This window comes from Bradyrhizobium sp. MOS003 (assembly GCF_003020125.1).
In the GTDB taxonomy this organism is placed as follows: domain Bacteria; phylum Pseudomonadota; class Alphaproteobacteria; order Rhizobiales; family Xanthobacteraceae; genus Bradyrhizobium.
In genome coordinates, this window is record NZ_PYFW01000018.1 from 12,248 (window position 1) to 26,149 (window position 13,902).

The window sequence follows — 13,902 nt, forward strand, 5'->3', positions numbered from 1 at the left end:
AGCGAGCAATTCGTCACATGCGGAAAGGGCTGTTCGCAGCAATGCTGCTATGCCCCCTCGCCTCTGCCGTGCCGGCCGCCGCACAATCCAAGGTCAATATCGAACAGAACTTTGCCGATTCCCTCACCGCGCTGCCGAATGAGGAACTCGCCGTCTCCGGTGGATTCTACGTGCCCGCTTATTCCAGCGTCGCCATGAGCCAGGGCAAGCTGCGCGTCGACTTCGCGGTGACCTTGAGTGTTCACAACGCCTCCGAGACCCAGCCGCTGGTGATCAAACGCATCGCCTATTTCGACACCGCAGGCAAGCAGGTCGAGAGCTATCTGAAGGCGCCGGTGGCCTTGAGGCCGCTCGCCACCGTCTCGATCTTCATTCCGACCGATGACGTGCGCGGCGGGACCGGGGCAAATTTCCTGGTCGACTGGGCCGCGACAGGCGAGATCGCCGAGCCCGTGATCGAGGCCCTGATGGTTGGCGGCGTCGCCAATGCGCATTACGCTTTCATCAGCCAGGGCCGTCCGACCCGGACGGCGACAAAGAAATGAGTCCGTCCGACCCGGACGGTTAGCCAGGAAACAAGGCTGGCCGGCGCAACGCCGGCTGGCTCAACAAGAACATAAACGAGGAACGCCCGATGACGTCCAGCTTCGATTTCGCACCCCTGTTTCCGGCGGGGCTGCCGGCCCCTTCCGTGCGCTGGACGGGCCTTGCCAAGTACAGTTTCGTGGGCGGCAACAATGATTCCGAGCAACTGCCGCTCGAAGGGCTGATCGAAGCGACCAACCTCGCGCTGCAACGCGAGGGCCGCTCACTCGCCACCTACGGACTGGCGCATGGCCCGCAGGGCTATCTGCCGTTGCGCGAATTCCTGGTGACGAAGCTCAAACGCGATGCCGGCATCACCTGCACCGTCGACGATCTCATGATCGTGTCCGGCTCGCTCCAGGCGCTAGACCTCGTCAACGCGACGCTGTTGACGCGCGGCGATACCGTGATCTTCGAGCAGGACAGCTATCAGGGTTCGTTGACCCGCCTGGCGCGGCTCGGCGTCAACGTCGTCGGCGTCCCCCTCGACGAGGAGGGCATGCGCATGGATGTGCTGGCCGCGACGCTGGCTGACCTGAAGGGCCGCGGCATCCGGCCGAAATACATCTACACCATCCCGACCGTGCAGAATCCGACCGGCAGCATCATGCCCGAGAGCCGCCGCGCCGAGCTGATACGGCTCGCGACCGAATATGGCGTGCCCATCTTCGAGGACGATTGCTATGCCGACCTCGTGTGGTCAGGGCAGCGGCCGCCGGCGATCCATGCGATGAGCAAGAGCGGCGGCGTGATCCATATCGGCTCGTTCTCCAAATCGATCGCGCCGGCGCTGCGCGTCGGCTTCATCGTCGCGCCGTGGGAGGTGATGTCGCGGATGCTGGCGCTGAAGACGGATGCAGGCTCCGGCGCACTGGAGCAGATAGTGCTCGCCGCCTATTGCAAGCCGCATTTCGCGAGCCATGTGCCGGCCCTGACCAAGGCGCTGCGCACCAAGCTCGACACGCTGATGGAGGCGCTGAACGAACAGTTCGGGACCGCCGCCGAGTTCGAGGAGCCCAAGGGCGGCATCTTCCTGTGGGTGAAGCTGCCCGACCAGGTCGACACGCTGAAGCTGTATCAGGCCGCGCTCGCCGCCGGCGTCTCGATCAATCCGGGCCCGGAATGGTCGACCAACAAGGGCCATTCCAGCTCACGTCTGCGGCTGTGCTTTGCGAGCCCCACGCATCAGCAGATCCGCGAGGGAGTCGCCGTGCTGGCCGAGGTCTGTCGCAAGGAGTTCGGCGTGCCCGCCCGCAGCGCCAATGTGGAGAAGCGGGCCTGAGGCCGCCCTCACGCCTCGACGTGAAACTCCACGTTGACCTGGCCGCTGCCGGACGACGGAAAATAGTCGCAAAGCTGCTCGGCGGCGCCGCTGTAATCGTACCAGCCGAGCGCGGCGAACAGCATGATCGTGTCGGCCATGCCGCCTTCGCCGTTGCACTTGGTGGCGTAGTCCGGGAGCATGTCGAGGAATTCGCGATAGCGGCGGCTCTGCCACAACTCGAGCACGCGCAGGTCGACCTGACGGTTGAACTCGCTGGCGATCGACGTCCATGCTTCCGGGCCGAGCTTCCTGTTGGGCCACAGCCGGTGCGACAGCGAACCGCTTGCAAGGATCGCGACCCGTTCATCGGAGTCATCGATGGCGCGTCGGACCGCTTCACCGAGAATCCGGCTCTCCTCGAATGAGGTGAAGAGCGGCGAGGCGACCGAAACCACCTTTGCGAAGCCGTCCGGGTTCATGTAGTGCATCGGCACGATGGTGCCGTATTCGAGCCCGAGGCTGGCCAGCTGATGGGCGATCACGTTCAGTCCGGCGTCCCCGGCTCTGGCAGCGATGGCATTGCCCAGGCGCGTGTCACCCGGCAAATCGTAGCGCAGATCCTGGATCATATGCGGCGCCTCGTGGCTCGTGAACGAGCCGCGATGCCGCGCATTGGCATTGATGTGGTAGCCGAAATTGGAGAGCCAGTGGGTGTCGAACACCACGAAGCAGGTGACGCCGCGCTGTTTCGCCCGCCGGCCGAGCTCACGCAAGGACCTGACCGCCGGCTCGCGCGCGTCGCGCAACGGGCTGCCAGATTGCTCCGACAGCATCAACGATGGAACGTGAGTGACCTTGGCTGCGAGTACGAGCTGCCCCATCGCGGTCACCTCGAAGCGTCAGGCCGCCTGTGGCTGGCTGCCGTGGATCGCTGAGGCCAGCCGCAGCAGGAGGACGATCGAGACGTTGCCCTTGCCGGCCTCGATCTGGGCGATATAGCGCTCGGAAATCCCGGAACGGCGGGCCAGTTCGCGGCGCGACAGGTCGCAGCGCATGCGCGAGGATCTCAAGCGATCGCCCAGTTCGGTCAGAAACGCGGTCTCGGAATAAGGCGGCACGGCACAGCTCCCCGGCAGCACTTCGCCCGCAAAATCCATGACTTGATTCAGCATTGGTCTATCCAGGTTCGCCTTCGGGACCGCCATCCTACCCCGGAAAAGACCGGCCTCATTGACGCGGATCAAATTCGCGAGCGATCGGCAACGGCCATGGACGGAAGCGGGCGGGATGATACATTGGAAGTCTTCGAGGCGGGGTTCTTTCAGGACATGACGCGTTGTTTGGGCCGCTGGATCGCGGCTGCGATGCTGTGGGCGGCGATCACCTCCACGGCAGGTGCCGCAACACTGACCGCGACGGTCGAGCAATGGGGCCTGCTCGGCTCATGGGCTGTCGACTGTGCCGCCCGGCCCGACCGGGACAAGGGCGCGCTTCTGACTTATGAAATCCGGAAAGACGGAAGGGTGATGTACCGGCGCGATTTCGGCGAGGCCCGGGACGAGAACGAGGTGGTGTCGGCCACGGTGAACGTCGAAGGCCTGCTCAATGTGATGGTGTACTTCCCGTCGCTGCATCAGACGCGTGAGTTCGGGTTGCTGCTGGCCAGGGACGGTAGCCTCCGCGCGATCTACAATCGCAGCGAGCGTGGCGAGTACACGATCAAAGACGGCAAATACGTCGCGACGGGCGCGCCGACGCCGAGACAACAACGTTGCGATTAACCACCTGAACAGCCGTTCAGAATTCTCCTGCAGTTCCTCCGGAACGTTCGCATGAATGCGCGGTTTAGATGTGCATTCTTTTGGAGGAGGACATCATGAAGAAGATTGGTTTTGTAGTTGCGGCCCTGGGTGCGCTCGTGATCGCGGCGCCGACGCTGGCAAGCGCGGAGACCGTGGTGATCAAGCGTGGTGGCTATCACCATCATCACGCCCCGTACGGCGCTCGCGCCGAATTCCGTGGCCACCGCGACCACGGCTGGCATCGTGGCTGGCACAATCGCAACAAGGTCGTGGTGATCAAGCGCAGTCATCGTCACCACTGGGACTAATGCAAAGCGCATTTGGAAATGGCCCCTCACGGGGCCATTTTCTATGCGCGGTCACTTTTGCCTAACCTGCAATTCCTACGATGTCCGTTTGATACGCAGCTAGTCCCAAGCCGGAGCAAAGCCCGGATTGACACAGCGCCTGTCCTTCGGCAGCGCGGCGATTTTTGCGCGATCAGCCTCGTCGAGCGTGATCTTCAGCGCATCGAGATTGGCCTGCTGGCTCTCCCGGCGTGAGGCCTTTGGGATCGCGGCGACGCCGTCCTGGTCGAGCAGCCATTTCAGCGCCACCTGCGCGGCAGTCGCGTTGTGCTTGACTCCGATTTCAGCCAGCACCGGCTCCGAGGCAACGCGCCCTTGCGCAAGCGGGCAATAGGCCACCAGCGGGATCGACTTCGCGGCGAGATAGGCCAACACCTTCGATTGATCGAGCATGGCGTGATATTCGATCTGGTTGCAGGCGATCGGCGCCCTGATGTCCTCGACCGCGATCTTGAGCAGCGCGGTGGTGAAATTGGCAACACCAATCGCCCGCGTGCGCCCCTCCTGCTTCAGCTTCATCAGGGTCTCGAACACCGCCCCCCAGTTGGCAGCCTTCGACGGCCAGTGCACCAGGTAGAGATCGACATGATCGAGCCTGAGCTTGTTCAGGCTGGCATCGAAGGCGCGGCGGATCGCGTCGGGGCTGAGATTCTCATGCCAGATCTTGGTCGTGACGTGCAGCTCGCCGCGCGGCAGACGAGCCGCGGCAAATGCAGCGCCGATGGCTTCTTCGTTCGCGTACATCTCGGCGGTGTCGATGTGGCGATAGCCGATCGACAGCGCGCTCTCGACCGCGGCGCGGCAGGCATCGCCCTGCATGCGAAAGGTGCCGAGGCCGAGCTTGGGCATGCTGATGCCCTGCGTCTTCAGATTGTCCATGAACAGGCTCCTGACATATTGCATCCCGCCGGTCGCGCGGTGAGGTCGCAGGGAACAGACTCTTTGATGATGGAAAAGAGGTGGCGGGAGAGCAAGTATAGCGAGGGAGGCCGGTGGCGGCCAATCAAGATCGGGTTAGGTGGAATTAGGCTTTGACTGTGGCCTCGGGCGAGGTCGCCCCCCTCTCCCGCTAGCGGGAGAGGGCTGGGGAGAGGGTGCATCCCCAACGGAACAATCCCCTAGAGGAGAAAGCCCTCACCCGGCGCTTCGCGCCGACCTCTCCCGCAAGCGGGAGAGGTTAAAGGAGCAGCCCCTCACGAATGCTGCGCCACCACGGCCGGGCGCGCGTGCGGCCGCGGTACGATGTCGACCGACCAGAGGTCGCGATCGTCCACATCCTTCAGGGTCACGGTCATCACGCCGCTGGCGCCGTCGATGTCGACGCGGCCAAAGAACTGCAAGCCGAAACACGGCGCCAAATTCTCGCCCTGCGCTGCGCTGCAGCCGTTCTGGTACATCGCGATCGGACCGAAGGTGTCATCGAGTTCGCCCGGGCCCCAGGTGCCGGCGTGCAGCGGGCCTGAGACGAACTCCCAGAACGGCTCGAAGTCCTGAAACTGCGCCTTGCCGGGATCGTAATAATGCGCGGCGGTGTAGTGCATGTCGGCTGTGAGCCAGACGATATTGCGCACGCCGGCGCGCTTGACGAAGGCCAGAAGGTCGGCGATCTCGTGCTCGCGCCGGTCGGGCGGCCCATCGCCGAGCGCGACGGCGTCCAGGCTGATCAGGCCGATCGGCAAATCGGCGGCGATGACCTTCCAGGTCGCGCGCGAAGCGGCCAGCTCGCGCTTGAGCCAGGCGACTTGTTCGGCGCCCAGAATCCAGCCGCGGTGATCGCCGCCCTTGTTCCAGCTGTCGTCGCGATAGCTGCGCATGTCGATCATGAAGACGTCGAGCAGCGGGCCGTAGGCGATCTTGCGATAGACCCGGCCTTGCCGCGCACCGATATCGCGGATCGGCATGAAGTCGAAGAAGGCACGGCGGGCGCGTGCGACCAGGCGCGGGGTGCCGTCGTCCTCATAACCGGCCTCGTCATGGCTGCCGGCAGGCGACCAGTCGTTGGTGACCTCGTGATCGTCCCATTGCGCGAACATCGGGACCTCGGCGTGGAAGGCGCGAAAATTCTCGTCGAGATGGTTGTATTTGTAATTGCCGCGAAACTGCGCCAGCGTGTGCGCGACTTCGGACTTGTCCTCGGTCACGAGGTTGCGCCAAATCTCGCCGTTCGGCAGCTTCTGCTCGGAAGGGACCGTGCAATCGGCGTAGATGTGATCGCCGGAGTGGATGAAGAAATCCGGACGATTGTCGAGCATGGTGCGATAGCTGCGATAACCGCCGCGCGCGAGGTCGATGCCCCAGCCCTGCCCCGCGACATCGCCGGACCACAGGAACGAGATCGATTGACCAGCGGCCGGCGCGGTGCGGAAATGGCCGACGCGGCTCTCGCCGGCAATGCCGGTCGCGATGTCGTCGAAGCGCACGCGGTAGAAGATATCCTGGCCGGACGGCAGATCGTCGAGCTGCAGCTTTGCGGTGAAATCGGCGTCGGGCAAAGCATCGCGCGAAGTTGCCGCGACGATGGTCTTGAAACTCTCGACGGTCGAGCATTCCACCTGCATCCGCGCGGGACGGTCGGCGCGCGCCCAGACCACGGCGGAGTCGCCGGAGACATCGCCGGATTGAATACCGCCTGCGATCCGCGGCCGGTCGACGGCGCGGCAGAGGTTGGGAGCGGCGAGCGTGCCGAGCGAGGCGACGGCCAGGCTGGAGGTGGAGCGGACCAGGAATTGCCGCCGGGTCCATGCGCGCGAAGCGCGGATCGTTGCCATTCAGGAAACCTTCGTCGAATCGCGACGGAAGGTGCCTGCGCCGTTTGACTGCCGGCTTACGGTTTCTTGACCCCGCGCCTACGGTTTTGCGACGTGGGGATGACGCGAAAAGTCCTGTCTAGCGCTTCCAGGCGCAGATGCCGCCAGAGCGGCACGGCCAGGTCTGGATGCGGGTGTCCATCGCCTGCGCGTCGAGCGGGTTGCCGTGACGATGCGCGAGCTTCGCGCGCGCCGCGCCGCGCGGCTGGGCGGGCCTCGCATGCACGACCTTCGGCTCGGCTACACGGACGCGCTCGGCGGCAACTTTCTTCGGTACGTCGACCGGCTTGGCGCGCGCCTGCGCCTCGTTGCCGCCGCGCGCTTCGAGCGCAACCGGCGCGAATTGCGTCTCGGGCCCGAGCCGTTTCGGCGACAGCACGGCCTTGGAGAGATCGAGACCGAGATATTCGTCTGGCTTGTAGTCGTCAGCGCGCGCGACGCCGCCCCATGCGAGCATGAGGGCAAGGGCAACTGCAAAAGGAACGCTCTTCAGGACCACGGACGCCTCCTGAAATTGAATTTGAAAGAGGTAATTTACCTCTATTTAGGAGGCGTCGCGCGCAATTCCAGCGGCCAAGTGCCGCCGTGGTTAAGAAGTTTGCCGGTGTCAGGCGACCTTTCGCGCCGCACCAGGTCCGTCGAGGAACCCCATCAGACGGCTGCGGATGATCTGTTCCGCCTCGCTCATGATGCGATCGACGAGTTCCTTGCAGGAGGGGATGTCGTGGATCAGCCCGGCAACCATGCCGCAGCTCCAGGCGCCGGCGTCCATCTGTCCTTCCAGCATAATCCTGGGATAGACGCCCGCGACCTGGTCGTGGATGTCGTCGATCTTGAGCTTGTCGCCCTTCTCCCGCTCGATCTCGATGAGGCGATCGACATTGGCGTTCCTCAGCACGCGTTCGGTGTTGCGCAGGGAGCGCATGATCAGGCGGGTGTCGAGCTCGGTCGCAGCGACCAGCGCGTTCTTCACGTTCTGATGCACAGGCGCTTCCTTGGTGGCGATGAAGCGCGTGCCCACGTTCATGCCGGCCGCGCCCAGCGACAGCGCCGCGACGAGGCTTCGCCCGTCGGCCATGCCGCCGGACGCCACGAACGGAATCTTCAATTCCTCCGCCGCCCGCGGCAGCAGGATCATGTTCGGGATATCGTCCTCGCCAGGGTGACCGCCGCACTCGAAACCATCGACGCTGACGGCATCGCAACCGATGCGCTCGGCCTTGAGCGAGTGACGCACCGAGGTGCACTTGTGGATGACCTTGATGCCCGCCGCCTTCAGCGCCGGCATGTATTGTTCTGGACTGCGGCCCGCCGTCTCCACTGCCTTGATACCACCCTCGACGATGGCGGCGATGTATTCCGGATAAGGCGGCGCCGCGAAGGTCGGCAGGAAGGTGAGGTTCACGCCGAACGGCTTGTCGGTCATGTCGCGGCAGCGCGCGATCTCCTTGGCGAGCAATTCCGGCGTCTTCTGCGTGAGGCCGGTGATGATGCCGAGCCCGCCGGCATTGGAGACGGCCGCAGCCAGTTCGGCAAAGCCGACGAAATGCATGCCGCCCTGAATGATGGGGTGCTCGATGCCGAACAGCTCGGTGATCGCGGTCTTCACTAAAATACCTCCCGGAATTGTCTCGTTGTTGGGTCCAGTCTAGAGCCGTTTCCGTTCCGATGAAATCGGAACGGAGCTCGAGATCCTGTTTTGACGCGTTTTCTTCCCGCGAACCGGTATCCACTTCGCTCGAAAACGTCTAACCGGACTTTCGCGCCGCGGTCACCATTTCTCTCCGAACGGGCGGATCTCCATCTCGAAGGTCCAGGCACTCTTCGGCTGCTGGTAGAGCTGCCAATAGGCATCGGCGACCGCCGAGGGCGGCATCAGCAGATCGGGATTGTCGAGCGCATCGGGCCCCAGCGCCTCGAGCCGGCGCTGCCGCACCCATTCGGTATCGACGCCGGAATCGATGATGAGATGGGCGACATGGATGTTCTTCGGACCGAGCTCGCGTGCCATCGCCTGCGCCACCGCACGAAGTCCGAACTTGGCGCTGGCAAAGGCGGCGAAGCCGCTGCCGCCGCGCAAGGACGCAGTCGCTCCGGTGAAGAAGATGTTGCCGCCGCCGCGCGGCAGCATCAGCCGCGCCGCTTCGCGACCCGCAAGGAAGCCGGAATAGCAGGCCATCTCCCACACCTTGCGAAAGACGCGCTCGGTGGTGTCGAGGATCGGGAAATTGACGTTGGCGCCGACGTTGAAGATGCAGACCTCGAGCGGCGCATGCTTGTCGGCGTCGTTGAGGAAGGAGATGACTTCGTCCTCATTCCGCGCATCGAGCGAGCGCGCGTGGATCTCGCCGCCGGCGGCCTCGATGTCTTTCACCAGCGGGGCCAGCTTGTCGCCGTTGCGGCGTCCGGCGAAAACCGTGAACCCTTCAGAGGCGAATTTCTTGGCGATTTCGGAGCCGATGAAATCGCCGGCCCCGATCACGGCCGCTGTCGCGTTTCGCTTGGGCAAGGTCGCCTCCTCCGGTGAGCGCTGTGCAATTGAGATGGAGGCTATCGTTCCAAAATAGAACTGTCAAACTTTCGGGCGAAATGCTAGCTTAACTTGGAAATTTCCACGAACATTCAAGTCAGTTCCTTTTTCTGACTGACTAGGCTGCACCGGAGACCGATCATGAAGTGGGACACGTTGGATGAAGAGCAGTGCTCGCTCTCCCGCACCGTGGCCGTGGTCGGCGACCGCTGGACGCTGTTGATCCTGCGCGAATCTTTCCTGCGGGTGCGCCGGTTCGAGGGATTCCAGTCCTCACTGCAGATCACGCGGCACCTGCTCTCGGAGCGGCTGAAGAAGCTGGTGCGCTTCGGCATCCTGCGCCGCGTCCCCTATTCCGAGGCGCCCAAGCGCTACGAGTACATCCTCACGCAGAAGGGCCTCGACCTCTACCCGATCATCATGGCGATGGTGCATTGGGGCGACATCCATATGGGCGACGAGCGCGGCCGGCCATTGCTGCACGAGCACAAGACCTGCGGCAAACGATTCGACCCGGTGATGGTGTGCTCGGAATGCGGCGAGGCGTTGCATGCGAAGCAGGTGCACGTGCATCCGGGACCGGGGCGGAAAGAGGCGGTCGCTTAGGCCGCTCCAAATAGAGCTGTCATGCCCGGCTCGACCAGGACATCCAGTACGCTCAACAGTGCGCTCAAAAACGAAAGCGCGGCACAATGGGTGCCGCGCTCGTCTCTGACATCGTGCGGGAAGCGCGCGTGTATCAGTGCGTCTTCGTCTCGTGCCATTTCTCGAGATCGGGCGTGTGATCGTCCGAGCCCTGCTCCTTCTCCGGATTGCCCTTCCAGGGCTTGTCGGTCTGTCGGTGCGAACCCCAGTCGCTCTGGTGCCGGGGATCGTCGTTCGGCTGTTCCTTGCTCATTGTTTTTCCTTCCTTAAAGGTCACGCGGCGGGAACGCCGTAGTAGGTGTCGATACCGCGCACCGCGGCGTCATCACCCCAATTCCACTCGCTTCGTTCGCCATATTTGGGCGCGCCTTCCAGTTCCTTGGTGGTGATGCCGGTGACATAGCCGCCAAGCTCCGTGTCGTATTTCAGCGACTGCCATGGCAACGGGTAATGATCGTTGCCAAGGCCCAGGAATCCGCCGAAGCCAAGCACGGCGTAGGACACCTTGCCGCTGACCTTGTCGATCATCACGCGTTCGATCGAACCGATCTTGTTTCGATCAGCCCCATAGACCGATGTTCCTTCGACCTTGTCGCTTCCGATCAGCCGGCCCATCTCGTCGCGGTCCAATTCGCCCTGATTCAGCATTGTCGTTCCTCCACTCAGCCCATTGGATTCAACCTGATAAGCAAGCGATCGTTCCGGCACCGGTGCTCCCCGAACATTGCAAGGGAGGAGTCGCTCAGAGCTTCATGCACAATCGAGAAGAACCACGCGCACGGGGCGGAACCCTGCGGACTGATCGTTAGGAACCACAGCCACTCAGGCGTGTTAGTCGGCGCAACATCGCGTGGCATGAAGCCGCGCGCCCGATCGGAGCAACCAGATATGAAACGCACAATGATCGCCCTTGCCTGCGTGTTTCTCGCAGGCCCTGCGCTCGCTCAGTCGCTTGGCGAGAAGACCGGCGTCAACTCCGCGCTCGGCGTCGCGCCTGCGACCGCCGACTTCGTCAAGGAAGTCGCCATCAGCGACATGTTCGAGATCGAGTCGAGCAAGCTCGCCCAGCAGAAGGGCAACGCGCAGGAGAAGAGCTTCGCGCAGCAGATGATCACCGACCACACCAAGACCAGCGCCGAGCTCAAGGGCTTGGTCGGAGACAAGAAGGTCCAGGCGACGCTTCCGACGGCGCTCGACAGCTCGCACCAGAGCAAGCTCGACAAGCTCAAGAACGCGAACGGCAAGGACTTCAGCTCGGACTACAATTCCTATCAGGTGAGCGCGCACGAGGATGCCGTGTCGCTGTTCGAGCGCTACGCCAAGGGTGGCGACAATTCGGCGCTGAAGGATTGGGCCGGCAAGACCCTGCCGGCGCTCAAGCACCATCTCGAGATGGCCAAGGAGCTCGGCAAGGCGCCGAGCGTCGGCCAGACGAAGTAACGGATTGCTGAAGGACGCCGGCGCGCCCGGCGTCCTTTGCTTGGCAACGTCGACCGCCTCCGCGCATAGAGCCTCGACCATCGCGGAGAGCAAGATGTCGAACCACAGCAAAACCTCACTGTCCCGCCGGCACGTCGTCCACGCTGCGAGCGCAACGCTCGCGGCGGCTTCGCTGGCATCCACAGCGAAAGGAGAGACCTCCATGGCCGAGCACGGTCTCATCGATCCCGTCAGCCGTTATCCGAAGCCGCCGTTCAAGAAGCAATCGCAGCCCTGGCCGGGTCTCGCCGGTCAGATGGAGCCGCGCCCCGACCATGGCGAGACCAGCTACAAGGGCTCCGGCCGGCTCGCCGGCCGCAAGGCGCTGATCACCGGCGGCGATTCCGGCATGGGCCGCGCCGCCGCGATTGCCTATGCGCGCGAAGGCGCCGACGTCGCCATCAATTATTTGCCGGCGGAAGAACCCGACGCGCAGGAAGTGATCGCCCTGATCAAGAAGGAAGGCCGCATCGGCCTGGCGATCCCCGGCGATCTCCAAGCCGAAGCCTTCTGCAAGCAGCTCGTCGAGCAAGCCGTGCAGGGCCTCGGCGGCCTCGATATCGTCGTCAACAACGCGGCGCGGCAGCAGACCCGCGCCTCCATCCTCGACGTCTCCTCGGAAGACTTCGACGCGACCATGAAGACCAACGTCTACGCGCCGTTCTGGATCATCAAGGCGGCGCTGCCGCATCTCAAACCCGGCTCGTGCATCATCGGCACGACCTCCGAGCAAGCCTACGACCCCTCGCCCGATCTCTATGACTATGCGCAGACCAAGGCGGCGACGATGAACTACGTGAAGGCACTGGCCAAGCAGCTGGCGTCGAAGGGCATCCGCGTCAATGGCGTGGCGCCGGGGCCGATCTGGACGCCGCTTCAGGTCTCCGGCGGTGCCACGATGGAGAAGCTCGAAAAATTCGGCGGCATGACGCCGCTCGGACGCCCCGGTCAGCCGGTCGAGCTCGCCTCGATCTACGTGCAGCTTGCCGCCTCCGATGCCAGCTATGCGACGGGCCAAGTGTATGGCGCTGCCGGCGGATCCGGACAGCCGTAACATCCGATCGCTGGCTTGATGCGACGCGGCCGGGTTGAGGAACCTTCCCTCTCTGCCGGTTTTACAAACGACGCTGAGAAGCGCTGGTACGAATATCGCTTCATGCGCGGCGGGCCGGCGACGGTCGTCGCAGGGTTCGTGAGTTCGGGTCGGAAGCGGCATGGTAGCTGAGGCGAAAGCTTCGTATCACCTCGCGCACCAGGCAGACCGATCGCCTCGGGTCGTCAGCGAGGGGGCGCGGACTCTTCTCGTAGCGTCGTCAGAAAGCCATGCATCTCGGCGGCCGTCTGAAGCTGATCGATGCGCGCGCGAACAACTTCACGCTGGCGGCCGTCCGGCAGGCTGGACAGTTCGTGCTCGAGCCGCAGCTTCTGCGCTCTCAGACGTTGCTCGAATGTATGTGGCTCAGACCGTTTTCGCATTGTCCGTCCTTGGCGGTTGTAACCCTGGGCTGTTGGCCCAGCGCTCGACTTGTTCGATGACCTTCTGGAGGCTGGGACGCACCGGCTTGGGGGCTTCCTGCTCTTCGGAAAGCTTGCGGGGCAACCTGACTTCGTCCGTCATGGCTTCTCTCCCTTTGTAACCAAACGCGCCACGGCGAGAGTCGTTCAACAATAACTAGTTGATTTTATTGAATATTTTTACTCATTTGGCGCCTTTATCGGCTCTGGTGGAACTCCAGCCAAGTTGGTTCGTTGAGTAAGTTGCTCAAACCACTCAAATCGCGTGATCGACCATGAACGACCTTCGTGCCGAGCGCCTTCAGGTCATGCTCTCGCCGGACGAGTTGGCTGCTCTTGACGACTTCCGGTTCAAGCATCGTATGCCCACGCGGGCTGCCGCGGTTCGCGAGCTTCTCAAGTTCGGGCTCGCTGCTGCGGGCGTTGACGCTGCAGCCGGCGTGAAGTCGAGCAGCTTTGGCGTGTTCGGCCGCGGGCCCGACGGACACACGCAGGAAGATCCCGAGAACAGCACCGGCACCTAACCCGGAAAGGCTGTCCACAAGCGAACGGCCCCGGCACGGTGGGTGCCAGGGCCGTCCTTGGAGATTGCTTCCGGTGCACCGGGGGCATGACGACCGGAAGCAACCTGTCGACTCCCGGCGCGAGGATTCGTTCCTCGCGCCGGATTGAAAGCGTCTAGCCGGTCGGCGCGTCGCCGGAATCGTTCGGCGTCATCCCGGAGCCCGGCGTCTTGCTGTTGTCGTTCAGCTTGGGATCGCGGGTCGCCTCTCGCGACGGCGAGCCGCTCGAACCCGTCTTCTGCGGATCCGTGTTCGGTGTGTCCGTCGTGTGCACGGACTGCGCGCGCTGCTTGTCGCGGGGCTGCTCCTCCGCCCGCTTGTCTTTGACGATGCCGTGGTCGGAATGGGCCATGATATGCCTTCGC

19 protein-coding genes are annotated in these 13,902 nt (G+C 63.5%); 8 read left to right on the plus strand and 11 right to left on the minus strand.

Features of this window, described 5'->3' with window-relative positions; all coding sequences use genetic code 11:
* Nucleotides 1–17 precede the first annotated feature (17 nt).
* Both C7G42_RS34245 and C7G42_RS34250 read left to right on the plus strand, forming a co-directional pair.
* Complete coding sequence (locus C7G42_RS34245) at nucleotides 18–545, plus strand: DUF3124 domain-containing protein (RefSeq protein ID WP_199581292.1); 528 nt, start codon at nucleotides 18–20, stop codon at nucleotides 543–545.
* Nucleotides 546–634: 89 nt separating this feature from the next.
* The gene (locus C7G42_RS34250) at nucleotides 635–1,867 is read left to right on the plus strand and encodes an aminotransferase-like domain-containing protein (RefSeq protein WP_106953234.1); all 1,233 of its coding nucleotides are present in this window, start codon (nucleotides 635–637) and stop codon (nucleotides 1,865–1,867) included.
* Between the two features lie 8 nt (nucleotides 1,868–1,875).
* On the opposite strand, the gene hpaD is transcribed toward C7G42_RS34250, so the two are convergent.
* Entirely contained in the window at nucleotides 1,876–2,730 is an 855-nt protein-coding gene (hpaD, locus tag C7G42_RS34255; protein ID WP_106953235.1) for a 3,4-dihydroxyphenylacetate 2,3-dioxygenase, read from the minus strand.
* Between the two features lie 18 nt (nucleotides 2,731–2,748).
* Complete coding sequence (locus C7G42_RS34260; protein WP_026202606.1) at nucleotides 2,749–3,021, minus strand: helix-turn-helix domain-containing protein; 273 nt, start codon at nucleotides 3,019–3,021, stop codon at nucleotides 2,749–2,751.
* Nucleotides 3,022–3,177: 156 nt separating this feature from the next.
* Between C7G42_RS34260 and C7G42_RS34265 the strand changes: the two genes are divergently transcribed.
* Nucleotides 3,178–3,630, plus strand: coding sequence for a hypothetical protein (locus tag C7G42_RS34265; protein ID WP_199581298.1), 453 nt, complete (start codon nucleotides 3,178–3,180; stop codon nucleotides 3,628–3,630).
* Between the two features lie 95 nt (nucleotides 3,631–3,725).
* Nucleotides 3,726–3,959, plus strand: coding sequence for a hypothetical protein (locus tag C7G42_RS34270; RefSeq protein ID WP_106953281.1), 234 nt, complete (start codon nucleotides 3,726–3,728; stop codon nucleotides 3,957–3,959).
* Between the two features lie 99 nt (nucleotides 3,960–4,058).
* On the opposite strand, the gene C7G42_RS34275 is transcribed toward C7G42_RS34270, so the two are convergent.
* The 5 genes from C7G42_RS34275 to C7G42_RS34295 all read right to left on the minus strand — a co-directional run bounded on the left by C7G42_RS34275 (nucleotide 4,059) and on the right by C7G42_RS34295 (nucleotide 9,314).
* Nucleotides 4,059–4,877 carry an aldo/keto reductase gene (locus C7G42_RS34275; RefSeq protein ID WP_106953282.1) on the minus strand — a complete coding sequence of 273 codons (819 nt, stop codon included), beginning with the start codon at nucleotides 4,875–4,877 and terminating at the stop codon, nucleotides 4,059–4,061.
* A 314-nt stretch (nucleotides 4,878–5,191) separates the two neighbouring features.
* The gene (locus tag C7G42_RS34280) at nucleotides 5,192–6,766 is read right to left on the minus strand and encodes an alkaline phosphatase D family protein (protein WP_106953237.1); all 1,575 of its coding nucleotides are present in this window, start codon (nucleotides 6,764–6,766) and stop codon (nucleotides 5,192–5,194) included.
* 118 nt (nucleotides 6,767–6,884) lie between these two features.
* Nucleotides 6,885–7,304 carry a hypothetical protein gene (locus C7G42_RS34285; RefSeq protein WP_106953238.1) on the minus strand — a complete coding sequence of 140 codons (420 nt, stop codon included), beginning with the start codon at nucleotides 7,302–7,304 and terminating at the stop codon, nucleotides 6,885–6,887.
* A gap of 108 nt (nucleotides 7,305–7,412) precedes the next feature.
* Nucleotides 7,413–8,414, minus strand: coding sequence for an NAD(P)H-dependent flavin oxidoreductase (locus C7G42_RS34290; protein WP_106953239.1), 1,002 nt, complete (start codon nucleotides 8,412–8,414; stop codon nucleotides 7,413–7,415).
* A gap of 162 nt (nucleotides 8,415–8,576) precedes the next feature.
* Nucleotides 8,577–9,314: an SDR family oxidoreductase gene (locus C7G42_RS34295; protein WP_106953240.1), complete on the minus strand. Its 738-nt coding sequence runs from the start codon at nucleotides 9,312–9,314 to the stop codon at nucleotides 8,577–8,579.
* 162 nt (nucleotides 9,315–9,476) lie between these two features.
* Here C7G42_RS34295 and C7G42_RS34300 point away from each other — a divergent pair, with 162 nt between their 5' ends.
* Entirely contained in the window at nucleotides 9,477–9,941 is a 465-nt protein-coding gene (locus C7G42_RS34300; RefSeq protein WP_106953241.1) for a winged helix-turn-helix transcriptional regulator, read from the plus strand.
* Nucleotides 9,942–10,074: 133 nt separating this feature from the next.
* Here C7G42_RS34300 and C7G42_RS35610 read toward each other — a convergent pair whose 3' ends face one another.
* Together C7G42_RS35610 and C7G42_RS34305 are read right to left on the minus strand one after the other, a co-directional pair.
* Complete coding sequence (locus tag C7G42_RS35610) at nucleotides 10,075–10,233, minus strand: hypothetical protein (protein WP_199581293.1); 159 nt, start codon at nucleotides 10,231–10,233, stop codon at nucleotides 10,075–10,077.
* A gap of 20 nt (nucleotides 10,234–10,253) precedes the next feature.
* Nucleotides 10,254–10,628, minus strand: a complete 375-nt coding sequence (locus C7G42_RS34305) for a PRC-barrel domain-containing protein (protein ID WP_106953242.1) — start codon at nucleotides 10,626–10,628, stop codon at nucleotides 10,254–10,256.
* 240 nt (nucleotides 10,629–10,868) lie between these two features.
* Between C7G42_RS34305 and C7G42_RS34310 the strand changes: the two genes are divergently transcribed.
* Together C7G42_RS34310 and C7G42_RS34315 are read left to right on the plus strand one after the other, a co-directional pair.
* Nucleotides 10,869–11,420, plus strand: coding sequence for a DUF4142 domain-containing protein (locus C7G42_RS34310; RefSeq protein WP_106953243.1), 552 nt, complete (start codon nucleotides 10,869–10,871; stop codon nucleotides 11,418–11,420).
* Nucleotides 11,421–11,622: 202 nt separating this feature from the next.
* Nucleotides 11,623–12,513, plus strand: a complete 891-nt coding sequence (locus C7G42_RS34315) for an SDR family oxidoreductase (protein ID WP_199581294.1) — start codon at nucleotides 11,623–11,625, stop codon at nucleotides 12,511–12,513.
* A 405-nt stretch (nucleotides 12,514–12,918) separates the two neighbouring features.
* Here the strand turns inward: C7G42_RS34315 and C7G42_RS35615 are convergent, their stop codons facing one another.
* Nucleotides 12,919–13,077, minus strand: coding sequence for a hypothetical protein (locus C7G42_RS35615; RefSeq protein ID WP_199581295.1), 159 nt, complete (start codon nucleotides 13,075–13,077; stop codon nucleotides 12,919–12,921).
* 172 nt (nucleotides 13,078–13,249) lie between these two features.
* On the opposite strand from C7G42_RS35615, the gene C7G42_RS34330 reads away from it, so the two are divergent.
* Nucleotides 13,250–13,498, plus strand: coding sequence for a hypothetical protein (locus C7G42_RS34330; RefSeq protein WP_106953246.1), 249 nt, complete (start codon nucleotides 13,250–13,252; stop codon nucleotides 13,496–13,498).
* A 154-nt stretch (nucleotides 13,499–13,652) separates the two neighbouring features.
* Here the strand turns inward: C7G42_RS34330 and C7G42_RS34335 are convergent, their stop codons facing one another.
* Nucleotides 13,653–13,889, minus strand: coding sequence for a hypothetical protein (locus tag C7G42_RS34335; RefSeq protein WP_106953247.1), 237 nt, complete (start codon nucleotides 13,887–13,889; stop codon nucleotides 13,653–13,655).
* Nucleotides 13,890–13,902: the final 13 nt, after the last annotated feature.